This window comes from Flavobacterium sp. 90 (assembly GCF_004339525.1).
In the GTDB taxonomy this organism is placed as follows: domain Bacteria; phylum Bacteroidota; class Bacteroidia; order Flavobacteriales; family Flavobacteriaceae; genus Flavobacterium.
In genome coordinates, this window is record NZ_SMGE01000001.1 from 3,810,119 (window position 1) to 3,829,899 (window position 19,781).

Genomic DNA, 19,781 nt, shown 5'->3' on the forward strand with positions numbered 1-19,781 from the left:
ATAACATTGGTGAATTTTTATTGTTTTGTGAATGGTAAATTATGCTTTATCGATTCCAAAAGGATTTTTGAATCCAAGATCAACCATAATTTTGCGTGCAGTTCCAACCGGAGTAATTTCTGCTTTTACTTTTAATTCAGAAGTTGCTAAAATGTTTTGTTTTGGATCCACATAAACATCAAAAGCCGAAACTTCCTGATTTGCAATCATTCCTTCTAAAGCAGATCTGCATAAACCTTCAAAGCTTTTTGAAACTGATTGAGGTAATTTCCCGTCGATATCTACTAAAACCGGAGAAGCCAATTTTGGTAATAAAGCTGTACGCAATAAACGAGTTGCTTTGTTGATTGTACGGTTGTTTTCTACATAAGCAAAATCAGATGTTCCTGAAGTACAAGTTGCGCTATCGTTAAAATAAACGCCTGGTAAACCAGTATGAGTTCTTGCAAAAATGTATCTTTTTTCGTTTAAGTCACCTAAAAGCCCAAGAGTTTTAACTTCTTCTCCGCCTACAAAACCAGCTTTTGCGAAACCTTCACCAGTAAGATTGAATTTTTCGATCCAGGCGATGTTTTCAGATACTTTTGCTTTAGAAATTGCACCTAATGCTAATCCAACTGCTGCAGTATTTGGATAATCAACTGCTTTTTCAACATCCATAGCGATAACTACAGATACGTTTTCTGCTCCTAATTCAGCTAGAGAAGTTGCATCTTCAACAGTAAATCCTTTTCCTTCAAGGATAACTTCAAAAGGCATATAATCTACATAAGCATCCTTGGCTTGTGTTTGTGCTACAGCCACAGTGTCTAATGTATCTGCAAATGTTGCTGCTCCGGAATAGATGATTGCTAATTGACGAATGTTTCCGTTTGCTTTTTCCTGCATATCTTTTGCTTTCCCGGCAATAACTTTATAAGAGGTTGCTGCTGTTTTCATGATGTACAAATCACCAGAAGGATTCATTCTGAAAAATTGTTGAATTTGGTAGTAAACAGATTGACCACTTACATCGCCTAATTCTTTGATGCCATAAGCTTCAGCATCTTCTAATGAAGATAAAAGAACTACTTTGTCTGCATCAAGTTCGTCAGTGGTAACTCCGCTAAAAAGCAATCCTGAAACCATGTCTTGTTCTGGAGTTCTTCTTCCTAATCCGCCTGATAGTTTGTTAATTACTACATCGTTTAATTTACTCATAATATAAAATGTTTAATTGTTTAAAAATTTGTTTTTGGGTTTTTGCTCAAAAAAGGGCAAAAGAGGGGCTGTAACAAGTAGTGAAACTTGTTATAATCAATCGTTTATTGTTTAAAATGGTATTCGTAATCCAGAATCCAAAAAAGCAGAATTTCTATTTTTGGATGATTTGTAAAAACTGATTTTTTAATTGAATTTTGCTCTTGGCCAAGAGATAAATTTGCTTTTGATATCGAGTACAAATTTAAGATTCAATGTTGCTTTTTCCAATTTTTTTGATGGTCAAAGTCAGTAGTTTCAGTGCTTAAGCTCGGGCTTCAGTAGCGAGACCTTCATTTATAATAGTATAAATAGTGCGCTCTGTCAGGAACAAAGTATCCGAAAGTTCAGATACTACAACTTTCATTTGTTTAGCTTGATTTCTATTAAGATAGTTAATAACATAATCTCTCCTTTTGTCTAATAGTGTTCTGCTTCTTTTCATTTGTGGTATTTAAGATGGGATTAATTTAATTTAGCTTTTGGTTTTTTGGTGGCTTATATTTTATGAGTTTTAATTCATAGGGGTAACAATTTTAAACGAATAAACTTTTTGATTAATTAGTGGTATTGATATCGATATCTCCCTGAACCTGATTTGGATTTATTCCGATTATTCCAGAAGTTAAATCGTATCCTAAATCTTCTAATTCTGCATTACTTAATCCGTTGTTAAAAAGGATATATTTCTTTTTTAAAGTGTTTTCGATCAATGTCGTTTTATAAGTGATCTCCCAGATGAAATAATCGTTTTTATTCCAATACGTATGTTCGTTTGTGCATTGCTTTTCTCTAATCTTAAAAGTCGAATTAGTGTCAATGTTTGCATTACTAATACTGTTTGACAATACAGCTTTGTCTATTCGCTGTGCAATATCAAATGCATTTGCATAACTTGTAGATGAAATAGTATCAACCGGTAATACGATATACAAGCAAAATGACACATCTGCTTTGTAATTTTTTTCAGAAGATGTTTCCCAGTTTACAGTGTCGTATTTAAACATTGCTAACGGCGTTTCGATAGAAGTTTTAAAAACGGCATCACTATAAAGCTGAACTGTTGGCGCATTAGAAGTGAACTCCGCTTCGATTGCGTTCTTTTTTTCGGTATAAAAGTCTTTTAGAATCATATGATGGATTTATTTTCTACAAATATACAACATATGTTTTAAATTACACAACATATTACATTAAAAAATGCAGTTATTTCAGTAATATGATTTAATTTTTTATCTTGTATGTTCAAGTAATACAATAAGAAATGGGTTACAAATAGCTTGTAAATCAGCTATTTTAAAGAAAAAAAGTAAAAGTGTGCAATTATTCAAGATATATTATTTAGCTTTGCAACATATAGTGGAGTGTTTTGTTTTATCTAAAACATATTACATAATATAATAAAGACAACTACAACATGGAAATACATACTAAGATCAAACGTATTATAGACGAGATGAAGTTAAACAATAACTCATTTGCGAAGTTAATAGGAGTAACCAGTACTACGATAGATAGTATCACGATTGGAAGATTGCAAGCTGACGGAGATAGAAAAAGAACCAAACCTGGTTTTGATTTGCTTCAAAGTATCATTACACATTGCAATGTAAATCCGGATTATTTTTTTGGAGACAGCGATGAAATTTTCACCAATAAAACAACTGCTGAAGTTGGTTTAAATCTACCAAAGATTATTACGGTAAACGAAGACGGAGAGGAGAATATTAATTTTGTGGGAGTAAAAGCCCGCGCAGGTTATTTAGATGGTTATTCTGATCCGGAATATATGGAAACGCTTCCTTCTTTTAGTATGCCAATGCTAAAAAACGGAACTTACAGATGTTTTGAAATTAAAGGAAATTCGATGTCTACAACAATCCATGATGGAGATTATCTTTTTGGAAAATATGTCGATAATTTTGATGATATCCTTGACGGAAGAATCTATGTTATTATCAGTAAGAATGATGGAGTAGTGGTAAAAAGGGTTTTAAACCGAATTAGAGAAAGCGGAAAATTAATCCTGAAATCAGACAACAGAGACGGAAATTATCCAATGTATTCTATTTATGCCGAGGATATTCTGGAAGTTTGGTACGCAAGTATGTACGCTTCGAAACAAATGCCCGATCCAATTAATATTTATGAAAAGATTCATGATCTCGAAAGTAAGTTCTACGAAATGGAAGAGACTTTGAGAAAAAAGTTAAACTAGATAAAACAAAAAAAACTGCAACGTTATGTTGCAGTTTTTTTTATGATACATTTTATCAGTATGTTTTGATACTTCCGATGTGATAACAAGAAAATTAGTTTTCTTTATACTCATCACGCAATACACCTGGTTCGTCTTCTAATACTTCATTGCCACTAGGTTCTTCAAGACTTACACCAAACATTTCCATTATCATTTTTTCTTTTTCGGCACAGAGATCTAAACCTTCTAATTCCTTATTATTAAAACTCGTTCTTCGAAATACCTGGCTAGGAAATGCGATATAGTCTTTGTTTTTACCGTTTTTTACAAATAGCAAAATGATCTTAGGATAAGTATCTTCTATACCGCTGCAGCCCGTTATTCTGTATGTTAATTCGGTAATGTTGTCGTATTTTATTTCGTAATAATTAAAAAGAATATCTGAAATTTTATTCATTTGGTCTTTTGTAACTAATGTTTTAGAATCATGAAATTTTGATTTTAAGTAGTTTCGTGGTTCTTTATCCTCATAGTATTTTGGCGTTACAACATAAACCGAATCGTACGTTGAAAAAGGAAATAATAACTTTGTTTTTTCTAATGGAATTTTGAAAAAAGGCACAAGAGTATCTCTCTCATCAATCGGACTTGGTGGCGGTGGCGGCATGTTTAATTGAGCTTTACGAAAATTTAAATTTTCATGATAGAATTCACAATTATCGCCACAATAACTGTTTCTAAGCTCGTTGAGTTTGTTTTTTTGAGCATTACTAACTATCATAAATGAAATAGTTAGCAGAAGTGAGAGGATTGCTTTTTTTACCATAGTTTGTGAAATTCTTTGATCTGATTAAAGTTATTTAAAAGCTGAAGCAAGAGGTTCATACTTTGTTTTGATACCTAGATTATTAAAATATTTTTCTAAATCGTTGTACATATAATCACTTAAATCTAAGTTTTCTATTTTTCCAAATGTTTCTTTTGTTTTACATTCAAAACATATTTCTAAATACTCAAACACTTTGCCATTCTCGTCAAAAAATAAAATAGCATTTCTGGGTAAATAACAACCTCTTATAATTTCGGAACAATTAATATTTAATCTCGAACAAGTGTTGTATAATATGTCCGATAATTTTTCTATTTGCGAAAGATTTAAGATTTTAATTTGAGTTACATTTTCCAGTGAAAGTGAATCTAAATTATTTCTTGGCAGCTCAATTCCAATATTATATTCCAGATTTGTTACAGTTTTTCCAGTTTCTTTGTCATAAGTTTCGCTTGAAACTCTGGTCATACCATCAGAATTTAAATTGTACGATATGATTTTTATTTGAGAAGCTTTGTTAAAAGGATATGAATTTATTCGCTTTGAAAGATCAAATTTTGCATAAGTTCTTTCCTGAGGCTTGTTGTTTTCAAGTCCAATTGGTTTTGTTTTTGAAATTTTGTGCTGTCCATTTACAACAATAGTAGAGGATAGGCTAAGGCACAAAATAGTTTTTAGCATCTTTTTTAAATTCAGGATAATGAGACTCTTTTTTTATCAAATTTACTTTTTTTATTCTGATTTATTTAAATTCCGGATATGTCTCTTCTGTATTTTTTTTCCAACCCTCATATTTTGCTTTCCCCCAATGTTTAATATAAAAGGTTTCAAACGTTTTAGAAAAATATTGTTGTGCAAAGCCTTCTTTGTTAGTTTGTTGAGTTGTTAATTTTTCAGTTCTTGTTATCAGTTGGTATATTTTGGTTCCTTTACTAAATAACCATAAATCTTTTTTTGTAGTAATTGTTTTTTTTAGTTCTGTATCATAATATAGCCATCCATTTTTATTTTTCCATTGTGATGACAGAAATGAATTTAAAATACAGCGATAATTTTCTACGACCAGCTTTCCTATATTTTGATCCCCAGAATCATCAATAAGGGAAAAATTTGTGTTTCCAAATATTTTAATTTTTTTATCGGTAAGATCTGCAAGCTCTTCTAAGAATTCAGGTTTGTTGGCTTCATTACATGCAACCGAAAAGAATGCTCCATTATCCAGTATGGCTCCTATTAACATTTTTAAACCCAAAAATGTTTTAATTTTTAATTCATCAGGGCCATTTTTAGCAAACATAAGTTTAGACTTTTCAAGAATTTTTGTAGCATATGCCTCATTTATTTCTTTTGGAATTTCAGTTAGTTTAGAAATTACTAGTTTAATCTCCCGAATTTTATTTGCAAATAAAATAGCCCGAGCCAGACTGCTTTTAGGGTTTGAAGTGTCAGAAAATATATTACCATGATGTACAAGGCAAACATTTTTATATTCGTATTCTTTATTTAACTCTGCAATTTTTTCGAGATCTGCTATTCTATCCATTTTTACAACTTTCCAGATGTCATTATAGACTCTGTTAAATTGTAAAGTACCTCCAAGTTCTAAAACAATCAAAAGATTTATTTCCGTTTTATTTACAACTATTTTTTTATCTTGAAAACTAGTATTACCATTAACTTCTTTTATTCTAAATGTTCTTTCCATTTTTTTAGTTATTAGTTTACATTTTCAATTGCGATTTCTTCTTTTAAAATAGCAAGTCCATCGGTATTTACTTCACCAGTAAATTTTACTTGTTTGGTGTTTTCTTTAACGTCTTTTCCGTCTATTTCATCTATTATAACAACGATTGTTTCTCCTTCTTTGTAGTTTTTCGTTTCTACAACCAGGCTTACTTTGTCTCCAATATTTGCAGTATCTATTTCTCTGTCTAAATTTCCATTTTTCCAGGTAACATTTAATATTTCCTTTGTCAAAGGCGTTATCACAGACGGCGAATAATTATCAAGTACGACTATTTTTGGTCCAGTTTGAAGCGGATCTGTAATTTTGATATTTCCTCCAACAGTACATTTTAGTGTTGAGGTTTGTAAAAGAGCTTTTTTATCTCCTTCGAATACATTACTTGCAGGTTTTTCCCATTTAGGCACCAAAGCAGGACTACATGTTTTTTGAGTTATTGCACAGATTCCAGTAAGAAGAGTTTCGAAAGTTATATCACTATCGGTAGCCATCAATTTTTCCTGAACAAAAATTTTGTTTTGAGATTTCACGTCTAAAACGCCTCCAATGCCACCTTGATCACAGACACATAATGCGCCTTTACATACATATTTGGTAGCCATAATTTAATTGATTTTTACATTATCTCCGCTAATAATAGTATCTCCTGTGGCATTAATGTTGATTTTTTCAGTCGATTTAATATTTATATTTTTTGCTTCGATGTTAATATCTCCTTCACTTTTTAAGGTAATGGCTGTTTTTCCTTTCAGTTCGATTAAATTCTGATCATCTTTTTTTAATCGAATACTATCGCTTTCTCCATTTAGTTCAAATGATAGTTTTTTAAGCTCATCTTCTTCGAATAAGTATGCCGCTATTTTACTTCTTTCAATAGCTAAAGAAGCTTGCTTTTTATCTTCATCATTTTTTAATAAAATAGCGTAATTCTCAGGAGTTGCAACCATCGAATTTAACTCCTTGCCTGTGTTGTTCTTAAATTTGAAGGAAACATTATCTTTAGAAGCGCTCAAGACTAAGGATTCTTTTACTTCTTTGTTTTCAATAGAATTAAAAGTTGTGGTTAAGCTATCAGATGAAAAATGTGTGATTGCCAATGGCTTTTCATCATTATCAAAGTAGCTAATTTTAAAATGTTGTTCCTTATCAAACTCTATTTTAGCGACATCAATAATTTTAGTTTCATCAGTTTCAGTTTCGGTATCTGTGTTTATATAGCGAATATGTAGTTTATTGCCGTCAGCGCTATAATCCAGAAAAAAATTAGAGTCAAATTTAGATTGTATTCTTCCCATTAATCTGTCAACTTCAGAAAACTGCGAAACAAACGCTCTCGTTTCTACTCCGTCAATAATGGTAGCCAAAACCCAACTGTCTTTTTTTGGAATGGTAATAATTCCTTGTTCCACATCCAGAATTGAAGCTTTTAATCTTACGTTTTTAAGTATGGCGCCATCGGCACGCATAATATTTACCGTATAAGCATCATTTGTATTATGAGGTGATTCTGGCTCATTATTTATTTCGATGACTTTTGCCGCAAAAGTTTCGATAACCTGATTTTTACTGGCGACATCTTTTATTAGTTCTGTTATATTTCCCATTTTTGTTTTTTTAAATTGCTTCTACTCTACGTCCTATAAAAATCCTTTGTCTGTAACCGTTTTCGCCAAAGCTTCGTTCTACTTTTTCGACCTGAAAAGTTCCGTTTTTCTCTTTGTCCTTTGCATTTTCAAGAATCACCTTGTCTGTTGGTCGCACAAAAGGCTCACCAAAAGTCAAGAAAGAACCTTCGAATCCGCTTGGTTTGGATTCCATTGCTCTTAAAGCAGCATATTGATACAATTCTGAAGCAACTTGTGTAGTTACTTTTTTGAAAGCTGTTGGATCATTTGGCAAATCATCCGTATCATTATGCAAAACGTGGGTTTTTGTTAATTGCCCATTCGGATCGCCCAATTCAATGTAAATTGGAGTATTTGAGTTCTTAAAATATTTCTCAACTCGAGTACGTGTGTTTTTTGTAGATTCGTTAACAACGACCAATTTGTCTTCGATAATATTATAACGAAATCTAAAACGCGCTTTTCCAGGAAAACTTGAGGAAATTGATTTTCCGGCTTTTTCCAATTGAGAACTTAAAATGCTTAATCCCTGATTGATTAACTTTTTGACAAGTGTTCCGGCCAATGGACTTTTGATGAAATTTCTAGTTATAAAACCACCCAATTCAGCAAAAGTATGTTGTTGCGGATTATTGGTAATGGTAAGAACAGGGCCAGTTTCTTCGGTTTTAAAATACGTATAGATTCCTTTGTCTTTTAGCATTTCAAAAACCTGAGCAAGACTTTGGTTTCTGTTAACTAGTATATTACCCAATTCTTCGTCAAGAGCATTTACTTTAAAAGGCAGTTTTAATTCTTTAATTCTTTTTTCGAAAAAAGTTTTAGGATTAAAATTTTCAACATTTGTTGTTGGGTTTGTTGCGACAAGATTCAGAACGTCATTTTTGTTTTGAACATCATCATCTTTTACGGCTTTTACTTTTTTGAAAGCATACATTGTGTCTTCGCAAGTTATTGTCGCGGTTGTTATATCTGACTGAACTCCTGTGATATAACCTCTAAAAGCTGGTTTGTAATTACCATCATATCCCAGAAATATCTCGATGAAGTTTTCGACTTTAAAGAAATCATGGATTGTTTTTTCTTCACCGCTTGCATTTGCAAATAAGTTTTGGTCGAATCCTTTCGTATCTGTATATACTTTTTTTGGCATTACAAGAGTTGCCGTATCGGTCAGGGATTTGTACGAACTGTTTATGTCTACATTTTTGACATAAGTAAATTCATAATATTTAGGAGTTGGAATAAGTCGTATCGTTTCGTAGACTTTGATTCTGGCATTTAGTTTAAGCATTGTCTCTGATTATTAGTTCTACAGTTTCGTCTGATGTGGCGCTTGCAGTAAATTTTTGAATGTTTTTTGTTCCCGAAATTGATGGAATAGAATAAGAGTCGATCACTAATTCGTAAATACCAAATCGATTTAAAATGGCGTGTGTTACTCTTAAAGAATAAGGCGCATTTAAGAATTGTTTCAATAAAAAAAGCTTTTCTTTTGGATATTCATCTCCGGTTTCATTCGCAATTAATCCTTCGATCGAAACGCTGAAATCACCATTTGTGATATGCTCTTTTATGGTTGAATCTCTTCCTTCGATTCCTTCTTTTTTGATGACTTTTGAACGATTTAGATTTACGGTAACGGCATCGATTCGTAAACTTGGCAGATTAAGATCGCTTTTTACCAAAGGTTCAAAAACTAAAGGAGCAAAGACTCTTAAATTAAATTCGCCTCCGGTTTTGTCGATAATAAAATCTTTCGATTCAGATTCGTTATAATTAATTCCTGTGTATTCAGGATCTTTGGTATCTAAAACTTCGTTTACATTAAAATTGAATTTCATAATGATTTATTTTTTTGTTTTTTAATTTGAAAATGTTTGTGCAAATGCGGTCATGAGAGTATTTTCCATTCTTTTATCGTTGTGTTTTTGTAACCAAAGAGCTTCTTCAAGAAGTTTGTAAAACTCATTCATAGGTAATTGATACGGATCTACCTGAAAAGCCTGTCTGATAAGTGCAGCCGATTTTTTGAATTCGTCTTTTTGCGGAGTTGCATCTATCGTAAATTCGCTGTCTTTTTTTATCATCGCAACAATTGAATTTCCTGCAGAAAGCATGAATTCATCATCATAATTTTCCTGATCAAGGATACATTCTTTAAATAAAAACAAGATCGCTTCATGCGGATTATCTTTGTATATATTTTGGTAGTTTAAGAAGGTATCGAACGAAGGTTTTTTACAATAAGTAGTTGTTAATTCGTCGGCTGAGGTAAGTTTTAATACACTTCCGTATTTTTCTTTTAGGTTTTGTATGGCTGTTTCGTCTGGCATTTTTTTGTTTTTTAGAGATTTAGTCTTTTTGTTTTGGTACAGAATTAAACTTTATAATTTCAGAATATTAAATATTTGAATCTCTACTTTCTTTTTTAATAGCTTCAGTCAGACTTTCGCTTTTTTCAGATACGCTTAATGGCGCGATGTTAAAGCTTTCTATAAAAATGCTTCCTTCTGATGCTTGCGCTAAAGGATTTTTGAAATTACTCATGTCTGGTGTTTTAGGTGTTTCTCCTAAATCTTTTGGTGTATAATCCATGATTCGCTTATTGTTTTAATTGTTAATATGATGATTAGAATTATGTGTATAGTTGAGGTGTCCACTTTCAGAAATGTTTTGAAAGCAGGAGTTTTTTTGTGCCTTTTGGGCAAACTAATAGTTGGAATTAGAGTATGTAAAAATACGGCAGAAGTGTCTGAAAAACGAAAAATTGGAGTTGTGTTTTCAGTAGTTTCAGTAGAAAATAAATGTCTTTTAATTCGTTGATTTATAGGTTTTAATATCGATTCGTTAATCTTTTACAGGATTGTTAAAGCCAAATTTTCCGTGTCAAAAAAATACGCCAAAATCGAGAAAAGCTATTGTACTTTTCAATCGACTTTGACGTAAAAGGGCTATTGCTTTGGAACTTAATTTTTCTAATTAGTAGCTTAATTTAATTTCACCCATGCTGACCATGTTCCGTTGTTGCAATTTCGAACATAAGTATTAGGTATTGACCCCATTGAAATATAGGTTTGAGTTCCATAATCGCCAGCATCATCTGTTTTGCAGCTAGTTAACATTCCCCATGAAGGAGCAGTATCAGGGGCAAATTCACTTTGAGAATTTACCTGACAAGTATTAACAGAACTTCGTCTGTAACTTGTAAATAGAGTATTTAAATTCGTAATACTTTTATAAGGAACATCGGGAACGCTTATTTTTTCTCTTACTCCGCCATGAGTTTCCCACAATATTCCGTACCAATCACGTTCTATTGCTCCATCTTGTGGAATGGTAGTTAAATTTCCATTTGGAATTACCAATGCAGGTTTTACAGTGTCTCCTACGGGAGTTGTTAAAAAATCTCCTTTTAATGCTATTGTTCCTGCTTTATCTGGTATTAGAAAAGTTCTTGAAGTTGTTAGATTATCTGTATTTAATTCCGCTTGAACAGCTGCTCGACCAAATTTTATCCCTTTTGAGGTTACATCTGTTCTAAAGTCGCCATTAGAATTATGGGTAATTATTATTCCATCCGGTATTGTCATTAACATATTGTATGCTGTACCAGAAGGCTGCTTTAAATAGAGGGCTCCCGTGTTAAATGTTACATTCCCCTCAAAACCTTTATTACCGTTTATGGTTTGATTTCCGGATTTCTTTACATTTTCAAAATCTGTAAGTGCAACAAAAGCTGCAGTGGCTAATTGATTGGTGTTTGTTCCTAATGATGGTGTTGGACCTGTTGGGATTCCTTGAAATGTTGGTGAATTAATTGGAGCATAATATGTAGAGGATTGCCCACCAAGATTTGTCGCATTATTTGCTGTACCTGTAGTATTTTGATTTAATATTGGAAAATCACTCGCCGTTGCAATTACTGGAACACCGGTATTAGTTGTGTTTTTCAAAATACCGGTTGCTAATCCTGAAAGTAAAGTTCCATTAATTCCTTTTACAGTCAAAACAGTTGAACCAGTTGCATCACCTGTATGAGTTGCATTTGATACTTTTGAATCTAATTGTGTTTGAATGCTGGAAGTTACATCATTAAATGTTTGTTGATTTGCAGATTGGAATTTTTTTGTTGCTGTTTCGGTGATTTGGTCAGCTGCATAATCTCCAGTTTGGGCTGTAATTGCACCTTTACGGCCAAAAACGGTTGTTACATCACTAGTTGGTGTAAGCAATTCCTGCCAATCTGATAATAATGTTGGATTTTTACCTTTTAAGATAAAAGATTTATTTAAATCAGATCTTACTGCCAGGTCTCCGGTTTCTACAGCTAGAGCCAGCATTTCAGTTTCTGAAGCAACTACAAAAGTGTCATTTATGGTTATTGAAGGAATCTGTGAAGAGATCAGTTTTCCGTCAACACCAAGTCCGGCATATCCGTTTGCTACATTTTTATTGCTGGCATTTTCAGGAGTAAATCCAAGTGAATTTTGTTTAGCATTCCAAGTTGCTTTCTCAACATCTGTTACAAATCTATTATTTGTGTCCTGAGCAATAATACCTGGCGGATGATTTGCAGGATGTACATAATTTACGATTGTTGCAAGACGATTAATTTCTGTGTCTGCAAGCAAACTTTTTCCTGTAGATTTATCTACTTTGGTATTCTGCAATAGTTTTCCCATTTCGGCAGTCAAAGCTTTGGTTGTTCCGCCGGTTGTCAGGTCATTTATCAAAATAGAATTTAATGAAGTTTGAATGGTTTCAATAGCATCAACAATTTCCTGAATAGTATTTAAGTTACTATTATCTGAAGCCAACAACGTATTTATATTGTTAATTTGGTTTTGCAGAATTACACCTTGTTCCGCACTTAAAAGCGAAGTAGAACCACCGGAAACCAAGTCATTTATTATATCTAAATATTGACTTGCCAATTTTGTAAAACTGTTTAAAGGAGCATATCCATTAGAAATACCTTTTTGAGTTTTATCTTCTTTGGCAGCAAATAAAGTAGTATGTGCTGCTGTGTCAATTTTATGACTTTCGAATTGCGATTCATCTGTTTTAGAATCCAGTGTACTTTTCAGATTGGTTATACTGCTTTGTGGTATTGCCTCATCTTTATGCCAAAAGCTTTGCCAGGAATTCCAAAATTGTGTTTGAGTTGGTTTGTTGCCAGTTTTAAACCAGCCCAAAATGGTATTAATACTTGTTGCCATATTATATTGAAATTGATTACGAAATTAAATTGTAGATTTTGAGAAACCAGCGTTTTTTTAGCATCGCTTTTGTACAGAATGTACTGTGATTTGAGAGTGTAAAAATAGGGAATAGGAGCCCGAAAAACGAAAAAGAAGCGGCTTGCTTTCAGTAGTTTCAGTAGAAAAAAGAACAACGTTTGACTATTTGTTTTATGGTGCTTTTTTGCTGTCTGTCCAGGTTTGTGAATACAGTTTTTATGAGGGAATTAAATATCGTATTTACAACAAAACGCTATTTTTTATTCTTAAATATTTTTGATAAAAAACAAACCTAAAAATCATCATAGACTTGCATTTTCTGTGATTTTAGGTGTTAATTTTAATAATAGAAAAACGGTTTTTTCTTTAATTCATGATATTAACAACATACAACAACAAATACTTGCATTTTATATGGGAATTCATTTAAAGGATACTATTAAACACTTTTAGAATTAACCTAAATACTAATATAAATTCCAAGATTTAGCTAATAATGCCGTAGCTGTTGGTGTGCCTGTTGCTGCCCCATTATGATAAAGTCGTCCTGCATTTGGTACATTAGCGATCCAATCTATTAATGACCAGTCAAAATCAATTGCGTTTCCACTTAATTCTAATAAAGTTAAAGAATTTAATGTTGAGGATGGATTAAACTTATCAGCAGCTGTATTGCCTAAGTAAAGATATTTTAAATTATTTAAATCAGAGGATGGATTAAAGTTACCAATTGGATTACCAGCAAGTATTAAAGTTTCGATAGTAGGAGGTAGTACAGGATTAAATGCAGTTAAAAGATTTTGATTAATTTCCAGAGTATTTAAACGTGTTGGTATATTAAAAGTACTTATATCTTTTATTTGATTAGCTCCCATAAATAAATATTCTAATCCTTCATTGAGAGATATAGCAGGAGTTATTTCTTTAAACTTATTATTAATAAGGAATAATGATTTTAAAGATGTTATTGGATTAACTGGGGCAAACTTGGTTATTTGATTGTGACTTAATTCTAATTTTAATAAATTAGAAGGCATTGGTATTGACGGATTAAAATTTGTTAATAAATTAGAAGCAATTTGCAATTCTTCCAATGACGATGGTAACGCAATACTTGGATCAAAAACACTGATCTTATTAACATTAAGCCATAAGCTGGTTAACCCATCTGGTAGTGGGATATTTGGGTCAAAAACTTCTATATTATTATTATATAAATGTATTGATTTTAAATTGCTGGGTAATTTGATGGAAGGATTAAATATTTCTATAGAATTATTATTTAAAAATATTGCTTCTAAACCATCATTCAATCCAGTAGGATCAAAATTAACTATTCTATTATAATCCAAACTTAAAGAACGCAAACTATCAGGAAGAGAAATATCATTAACAAAATCTGTTAAATTGTTTCTATTTAATGCAAAACCATTTAAACTAGATAAAGTACTTATATCTGGCATTTTAGAAATATTATTTCCAGTTAAATACATATATTGGCAATATTCAAATCCATTTAGAATTTCTAATTCATTTATTCCCATATTATATAGAAATATTAATTGCATACCGCCTCTACCTGTAAAAGTTGCAGTATTACCAGAAATTATTACAGAATCAAAAACTGATGAGCTTTGTGATATAAAATAAGTATTCCAATCCTCTATATTTAATTTATTAGTAATTCCTTTTTCTGTACAAGTTGCATTAATATCGTCAAATATTAATCTTAAGATAGATCCTTGTAATTTCTTTACTACACAAACTATTGCATTATTTGTATCTGGATTTATAGGAATATTATATAAATCTCCTTCTACTAGCCCGGCTAACATTGCTTCTTTACTATTTATAAATTCACCTTTTATCTCTCCATTTGCTCTAATAATTGGATTTTGTGGGTCTGAGTTATCTACATTAATTCCTTTGACAGATTGAACGGCATTTCCATTTCCGAATATAATATCTCCGGAACCTAATATCGATTCTCCATTGATTGTTTTAAAATCAGATTTGTCTGTCTTTGAATTAAGTAATTCATCAATACCTTCAACATCCTTTACCGGAATTTTTTCGTTTTTATGTCGAAAAGAATCCCAAGTATCCCAAAATTGAGCTTGTGTTGGTTTTAAACCAGTTCTGAACCAGTTTTTTATTGTTTTTAATGTTTGTATTGCCATATTATATTGAAATTGATTACGAAATTAAATTGTAGATTTTGAGAAACCAGCGTTTTTTTAGCATCGCTTTTGTACAGAATGTACTGTGATTTGAGAGTGTAAAAATAGGGAAGGGGAGCCTGAAAAACGAAAAGTTGGAGTTGTGTTTTCAGTAGTTTCAGTAGCTTTTTTTGTTGTTTAAAGCTTTGGGATATATTTGGTTAGGCTTTTTAATTTGCCGTTTGTTGAAACTATTAATAATGATGAAATTTATAAAATAACAAAGCCACCATTACAAGTTTTTTGATCTTCTTATGGTGGCTTTGTATTAAATTATACTAAAAAAAGAAACTAAAATTTACTTCTGTTTTTTTTTTTGCATTTATTGCGAATATTGAATTAAAATGTAATCATTATAACTCCTGTTGATGTTCTATATAAATGATTAATTGGAAGTACGGTTTTAGCAGAAGTATTATCTTCAAAAACTGGAACATTCTCAATTATTTTATTATTCTTAATCCATTTTTGAGAAATTTCTTCCTCCAGTTGAATTATATTTCCGGTCTCAGTTGTAGTTAATAATTTGCTATATGGCTTTTCATATTTTTGCAAGTATGTGCCAACAGCTATCCAAATATTCCCCTTTGTACTAACCAATTGAGTCAACATATTTCCAGATGCATTAAGTAAACCTTTGTATGCGCCTGTTGCTACATTTGCTTGCCTAAATACATTTCCTGCAAATGAATAGATATTTCCATTAGAATAGGTTGGACTTATGTTATAACTTATGTTGAGGGCTTCTGAAGTGGTAATTCCTGTAGGATCTGTTTTATAAGCTGTTGCTCCAAAAGTACTTACGAAACGAACATAGGAATCAATAGGACCCTGATACACACGACCTGTACCTGTTCCTATTCTACTTGATACCCCTGCCATTGTTGTTTTAAATATGGGATTACTTCCAAATTGAGTAGTGTAAATATTATCAGAAGAATCAATTGCTAAATACGGATGATGATTTCCTATTGCTTTAATTGTAGATTTAACCCCTGCTGGTGTAATTTTATAAATTGTTCCCGCTGTTTGAGGATATGAATTAGCTAGCAGGATTAAATTTCCCAAAGAATCAAACACGATGTTTCTGCAATTTGGAACTCCGGTAGAGAGAGTAGTTACGGTACCATTAAGTGTAATTTTAGACACAGAACCGTCTCCCGAATTTGCCGTATATAAAATATCATTAGATACAACCAGTACTAATGGCGCTATACCTGCGGTGGCTAGTAAAGAAGATTCGCCTTTGTAGTTTATTTTGTATATATCATTATCTACCAGTGCATAAATGTTTCCTTGAGAATCTTCAACAATATTTTTAATAGTTCCTATATTCCATTCGGCAGTTTTAGTATACAAGTAATTTGAGGAATTTTTCAGTAAATTCAAATTTATGTTACTATTAACTTGCAATGGTGTGTCTAAAATCAATCTATCGGATTTATAGAAGTCATCCAGTACAATTTCTCCGGTATTTGTGGTTCTGTTACCTCTGTTTTGCTTTTCAAGTATAGTAGCAGATCCTGAACCATAAAGAATATTAAATACTCCCTTTGGATTTAATGAGAACACTATACCAGCTTGAGGAAAATTAAGTATGACACTAGAAGTTCCCAAAGTCGTATCAAATTTAATAAAATCTGATCCATCAAATCTGGCGTAATAAATATTACCTTCGAATAGTTCTACTGAATTCATGCGTTTACCGTTACCGGCAATTACGCCCAATCTAGTGATCTGACCTGTATTTGAAACTTTGCTTACAGTAAAGCTATCATTATCTAAAAAACCTGCCTGTACTTGATTAACGGTATAAACAGTATCCTTGTCTACAAAAAAGAAAGGTATACCATAAGTTGCACCTGAACCAAATGCTGAATATAGAACTTGACCCTCAGGGCTTATCTTATAAAAAGAGGCATCGCTATATCCAACATCAGTATATAAATTATCAAAGCTGTCAAATAAGATATTGTTATTTAAATAGTAATTAAAAGTTTTTGGAAATGTAAAAAACAGACTGGCTTCTAATGCTGTATTAAGTTTGTATATCGAATTTCCCAAAGCTTGGCTTACGTATATATTATTAGCCGAATCTATACCTAACTTACTAACCTGTGGAAGAAGTGTTTTGTCGTAAGCCGGAGACGTTAATACTCCGTTAGAATCAATCTTGTAAAGATTGAAATCTAAAGCTGTAAAGTAAATATTTCCCAGATTATCTGCGCACCAAGTGTTAATATAGGATTTTGCCTGAAAAGGAATAGCAGTTACTATTTTATCAGGGGTAATCTTAACAATTTGCATAGTTGAATTGTCTTGAAAATAAGCATTTCCTTTTTTATCAATTCCGCATTTAGCACTGATGGTCGAAAAGTATTTACTTAAATCTATTCTGGTTTCTGCAAACTTATCAGAAGAAAGCATGTTTGAGAATCTAAGTCCTGATTTTCCAGGAGCTCCTTGAATTAGTAATTCATTGTTATCTGATATAACATTACTATTAATAATATTATTTCCTTCGGCATTAAATTTAGGTAAATAGTTAGAAGTACCACTAACTGTTGTTCCTCCGGAAATTGTTACATCTCCTGAGCCTAGTAACGTTTGTCCGTTAATTGTACTTATATTAATTCCTGAAACTAACCGATCTTGTTTTTCTGCTAATGCCGGTACTATCGGATAATCTGCTGTGCCCGCCAGATCTCCGGATAATCTAATGATTCCTTTTTGATAATAGGTCGCATCTTGAATTTGTTCATCTTTACCAAATTCACTCCACGGAATAGATTTTATTTCATTATTAGCACCATGAACTAAAACATTGTCGGTTGGTTCACCTTTATTAACGGTATTTAATTTTAAAGGTTTATTGATATTTTGAGTGGGTCTTAATGCTCGTGTTTTGTCAGGTTGTTTTTCCATGTTTTCTTTCATTTGTTCGTTTTCTTTGAATTAAGTTGTTTTGTTACATGAAGTTTCTTAGAGGAAAATTTATTGTTTAAGTATTAATATAAACTTGTTTTAATGACAATAATGAAGCTAAGTTTGTCTTAATACATTTGTAAAAAACACCCAGGATTATCAGAAAATTTATGCCTCCAATAATCTTGAGTGCCTCAGTTTAAAAGTGACGTAATACTTTATTTTTAAATACAGATTTTATTTTTCTTCTTTCAAAAACAAAGGCGTAATACTTGGTAATGCAGCCGATAAAAACAAACCAATCAATTTAATTCTGTTGATGGTTATCAATGAAAAACCAGCTTCTTGCAAAAGATCGAATTTTGTATCGATAAAGCCTGTTAAGACAATTAAAAGACTAACGATTACAGCAATTTTTGTTTTGTACATATAAATTAGGTTTAAGTTTATTAGAGTAAGTATTTTAATACGTAATCATTAATACACCTGTTGAGGTACGATAAAGATTTCCTGCTGTCAAACCGCCTGCTAAAGCTGCTGTATTATCTGAATAAATAGGTACTTCAGTGATTTTTTTGTTTTGTTGTACCCATTCTTTTGTGGGAACGGCTTTTCCTGTGGGTTCTGCATTGATAAGTGCATTTGTGACACTAGGCAATGTTGCCAGTCCATTTTTTAAGATCGTAAACGCATCTGATCTAGATAACCATTTGCCATTACCAACATTAAAAATTCTATCAGTTGCGGAATAACTATACGAATTTGCGGCTGTATAATCAGTTGCATAAATTCCAACTACTGTTTCACCTACAGAATAAGCAGTATTGTACCCTCCTGAAGCAAATGAGTAATCACCAATTGCTCTGTTGCCATAACCGCCAATTATACCGCTTCCTGCGCCTAATGCTCTATTATCTTCTCCTCCCAGAACAGAGCCTTTACTTCCTGCCTGATTTCTATATCCGCCAACAACTACAGCAAAATCAGCTCCGCCTGTAGAGTTTGCGTCTCCGCCACCTATAAATGAATCGTGGCCGCTAGACATTATATTATTATGTCCGCCGGAAATGACACCATGAGAATTATTGTTAGTATTATTATATCCTCCTCCAATCGTAGCTCTCATTCCGGTAGCACCAACTGTTTCGCTTTCGCCATAACTATTACTTAAGTCTACAGCATCAGAACCAATGTTTCCAAAATATGCTGGATTTCGATCTGTTCTCACTATTCCATAACCATTACCTTCGCTTATTAAAGCGACTCCCATATCAGATTTTAAGGCAAGTTGTCCATTTTGGTTTGGTAAAGTGATAAAAGTTTGTGAGTAAAGTGTTTGCGAGTCAGAAGGACTTAGTTGAATACAATTACCTCTAGATGAATTGTAAAAAGAAATTGCTCCATTTCTTAGGTAAACTTTACTTCCGTTTGTTACATTTCGAACAGATATTTCATTATTACTTATTTTAGATTCGGTAAAAGAATTTGATATTATTAATGGTGATGTCGCGTTATTTCCATTGCTTAGAACATTTTGTAAATTCTGAGAACCGCCGCTTAGAACACTTTTAGGTATAAACTTTACAGTTTTATCTTTTCCCCAAACAAGTACGCTATCATTAGCAAAGCCTTTGTTAACTGTGCTCAGTTGTAAGGGTTTTGTTATGATTTGATTTTGTGCGCCAGCCATCATCCCGATGATTAACATGCACAGTATAATTACTTTTTTCATACTGATTATTTTTTTGTGATGTTTT

Annotated in this window: 18 protein-coding genes; 1 reads left to right on the plus strand and 17 read right to left on the minus strand. The window is 32.1% G+C overall.

Annotated features, from left to right (window positions below; translation table 11 throughout):
• Positions 1-39 precede the first annotated feature (39 nt).
• The 3 genes from C8C83_RS16050 to C8C83_RS16060 all read right to left on the minus strand — a co-directional run bounded on the left by C8C83_RS16050 (position 40) and on the right by C8C83_RS16060 (position 2,372).
• Positions 40-1,200 carry a DUF2586 domain-containing protein gene (locus C8C83_RS16050; RefSeq protein ID WP_121329432.1) on the minus strand — a complete coding sequence of 387 codons (1,161 nt, stop codon included), beginning with the start codon at positions 1,198-1,200 and terminating at the stop codon, positions 40-42.
• A 304-nt stretch (positions 1,201-1,504) separates the two neighbouring features.
• Positions 1,505-1,684, minus strand: a complete 180-nt coding sequence (locus C8C83_RS16055; RefSeq protein WP_110889218.1) for a hypothetical protein — start codon at positions 1,682-1,684, stop codon at positions 1,505-1,507.
• Positions 1,685-1,796: 112 nt separating this feature from the next.
• Complete coding sequence (locus C8C83_RS16060) at positions 1,797-2,372, minus strand: hypothetical protein (RefSeq protein WP_121329433.1); 576 nt, start codon at positions 2,370-2,372, stop codon at positions 1,797-1,799.
• A gap of 284 nt (positions 2,373-2,656) precedes the next feature.
• Here C8C83_RS16060 and C8C83_RS16065 point away from each other — a divergent pair, with 284 nt between their 5' ends.
• Entirely contained in the window at positions 2,657-3,457 is an 801-nt protein-coding gene (locus C8C83_RS16065) for a S24 family peptidase (RefSeq protein WP_089350580.1), read from the plus strand.
• Positions 3,458-3,551: 94 nt separating this feature from the next.
• On the opposite strand, the gene C8C83_RS16070 is transcribed toward C8C83_RS16065, so the two are convergent.
• The 14 genes from C8C83_RS16070 to C8C83_RS16135 all read right to left on the minus strand — a co-directional run bounded on the left by C8C83_RS16070 (position 3,552) and on the right by C8C83_RS16135 (position 19,756).
• A complete protein-coding gene (locus C8C83_RS16070) occupies positions 3,552-4,220 on the minus strand; it encodes a hypothetical protein (protein ID WP_132011807.1) in 669 nt (222 codons plus the stop codon).
• Positions 4,221-4,295: 75 nt separating this feature from the next.
• The gene (locus tag C8C83_RS16075; protein ID WP_121329435.1) at positions 4,296-4,949 is read right to left on the minus strand and encodes a hypothetical protein; all 654 of its coding nucleotides are present in this window, start codon (positions 4,947-4,949) and stop codon (positions 4,296-4,298) included.
• A gap of 61 nt (positions 4,950-5,010) precedes the next feature.
• Entirely contained in the window at positions 5,011-5,973 is a 963-nt protein-coding gene (locus C8C83_RS16080) for a hypothetical protein (protein ID WP_121329436.1), read from the minus strand.
• An 11-nt stretch (positions 5,974-5,984) separates the two neighbouring features.
• Positions 5,985-6,614, minus strand: a complete 630-nt coding sequence (locus C8C83_RS16085) for a DUF4280 domain-containing protein (protein ID WP_121329437.1) — start codon at positions 6,612-6,614, stop codon at positions 5,985-5,987.
• A gap of 3 nt (positions 6,615-6,617) precedes the next feature.
• The gene (locus tag C8C83_RS27340; protein WP_199735294.1) at positions 6,618-7,616 is read right to left on the minus strand and encodes a hypothetical protein; all 999 of its coding nucleotides are present in this window, start codon (positions 7,614-7,616) and stop codon (positions 6,618-6,620) included.
• Between the two features lie 10 nt (positions 7,617-7,626).
• The gene (locus C8C83_RS16095) at positions 7,627-8,931 is read right to left on the minus strand and encodes a hypothetical protein (protein WP_121329438.1); all 1,305 of its coding nucleotides are present in this window, start codon (positions 8,929-8,931) and stop codon (positions 7,627-7,629) included.
• Positions 8,924-9,481, minus strand: a complete 558-nt coding sequence (locus C8C83_RS16100; RefSeq protein WP_121329439.1) for a DUF6046 domain-containing protein — start codon at positions 9,479-9,481, stop codon at positions 8,924-8,926. The genes C8C83_RS16095 and C8C83_RS16100 overlap by 8 nt, the downstream gene beginning before the upstream one ends.
• A gap of 21 nt (positions 9,482-9,502) precedes the next feature.
• Positions 9,503-9,973, minus strand: coding sequence for a hypothetical protein (locus C8C83_RS16105; protein WP_121329440.1), 471 nt, complete (start codon positions 9,971-9,973; stop codon positions 9,503-9,505).
• A gap of 67 nt (positions 9,974-10,040) precedes the next feature.
• Positions 10,041-10,235 carry a hypothetical protein gene (locus C8C83_RS16110; protein WP_121329441.1) on the minus strand — a complete coding sequence of 65 codons (195 nt, stop codon included), beginning with the start codon at positions 10,233-10,235 and terminating at the stop codon, positions 10,041-10,043.
• A gap of 392 nt (positions 10,236-10,627) precedes the next feature.
• Entirely contained in the window at positions 10,628-12,859 is a 2,232-nt protein-coding gene (locus tag C8C83_RS16115) for a pyocin knob domain-containing protein (protein ID WP_121329443.1), read from the minus strand.
• A gap of 488 nt (positions 12,860-13,347) precedes the next feature.
• A complete protein-coding gene (locus tag C8C83_RS16120) occupies positions 13,348-15,060 on the minus strand; it encodes a leucine-rich repeat domain-containing protein (RefSeq protein WP_121329444.1) in 1,713 nt (570 codons plus the stop codon).
• A 378-nt stretch (positions 15,061-15,438) separates the two neighbouring features.
• Positions 15,439-18,024: a hypothetical protein gene (locus C8C83_RS16125; protein WP_132011808.1), complete on the minus strand. Its 2,586-nt coding sequence runs from the start codon at positions 18,022-18,024 to the stop codon at positions 15,439-15,441.
• Positions 18,025-18,261: 237 nt separating this feature from the next.
• Positions 18,262-18,453 (minus strand): hypothetical protein, encoded by a 192-nt coding sequence (locus C8C83_RS16130; RefSeq protein WP_121329446.1) that lies wholly within the window; start codon positions 18,451-18,453, stop codon positions 18,262-18,264.
• Between the two features lie 34 nt (positions 18,454-18,487).
• Positions 18,488-19,756, minus strand: a complete 1,269-nt coding sequence (locus C8C83_RS16135; RefSeq protein WP_132011809.1) for a hypothetical protein — start codon at positions 19,754-19,756, stop codon at positions 18,488-18,490.
• Between the last annotated feature and the right edge of the window lie 25 nt (positions 19,757-19,781).

Bases quoted from the DNA above. Each gene is read 5' to 3' on its own strand.
- C8C83_RS16050 (WP_121329432.1), bottom strand. From the start codon at position 1,200: ATGAGTAAATTAAACGATGTAGTAATTAACAAACTATCAGGCGGATTA.
- C8C83_RS16055 (WP_110889218.1), bottom strand. From the start codon at position 1,684: ATGAAAAGAAGCAGAACACTATTAGACAAAAGGAGAGATTATGTTATT.
- C8C83_RS16060 (WP_121329433.1), bottom strand. From the start codon at position 2,372: ATGATTCTAAAAGACTTTTATACCGAAAAAAAGAACGCAATCGAAGCG.
- C8C83_RS16065 (WP_089350580.1), top strand. From the start codon at position 2,657: ATGGAAATACATACTAAGATCAAACGTATTATAGACGAGATGAAGTTA.
- C8C83_RS16070 (WP_132011807.1), bottom strand. From the start codon at position 4,220: ATGATAGTTAGTAATGCTCAAAAAAACAAACTCAACGAGCTTAGAAAC.
- C8C83_RS16075 (WP_121329435.1), bottom strand. From the start codon at position 4,949: ATGCTAAAAACTATTTTGTGCCTTAGCCTATCCTCTACTATTGTTGTA.
- C8C83_RS16080 (WP_121329436.1), bottom strand. From the start codon at position 5,973: ATGGAAAGAACATTTAGAATAAAAGAAGTTAATGGTAATACTAGTTTT.
- C8C83_RS16085 (WP_121329437.1), bottom strand. From the start codon at position 6,614: ATGGCTACCAAATATGTATGTAAAGGCGCATTATGTGTCTGTGATCAA.
- C8C83_RS27340 (WP_199735294.1), bottom strand. From the start codon at position 7,616: ATGGGAAATATAACAGAACTAATAAAAGATGTCGCCAGTAAAAATCAG.
- C8C83_RS16095 (WP_121329438.1), bottom strand. From the start codon at position 8,931: ATGCTTAAACTAAATGCCAGAATCAAAGTCTACGAAACGATACGACTT.
- C8C83_RS16100 (WP_121329439.1), bottom strand. From the start codon at position 9,481: ATGAAATTCAATTTTAATGTAAACGAAGTTTTAGATACCAAAGATCCT.
- C8C83_RS16105 (WP_121329440.1), bottom strand. From the start codon at position 9,973: ATGCCAGACGAAACAGCCATACAAAACCTAAAAGAAAAATACGGAAGT.
- C8C83_RS16110 (WP_121329441.1), bottom strand. From the start codon at position 10,235: ATGGATTATACACCAAAAGATTTAGGAGAAACACCTAAAACACCAGAC.
- C8C83_RS16115 (WP_121329443.1), bottom strand. From the start codon at position 12,859: ATGGCAACAAGTATTAATACCATTTTGGGCTGGTTTAAAACTGGCAAC.
- C8C83_RS16120 (WP_121329444.1), bottom strand. From the start codon at position 15,060: ATGGCAATACAAACATTAAAAACAATAAAAAACTGGTTCAGAACTGGT.
- C8C83_RS16125 (WP_132011808.1), bottom strand. From the start codon at position 18,024: ATGGAAAAACAACCTGACAAAACACGAGCATTAAGACCCACTCAAAAT.
- C8C83_RS16130 (WP_121329446.1), bottom strand. From the start codon at position 18,453: ATGTACAAAACAAAAATTGCTGTAATCGTTAGTCTTTTAATTGTCTTA.
- C8C83_RS16135 (WP_132011809.1), bottom strand. From the start codon at position 19,756: ATGAAAAAAGTAATTATACTGTGCATGTTAATCATCGGGATGATGGCT.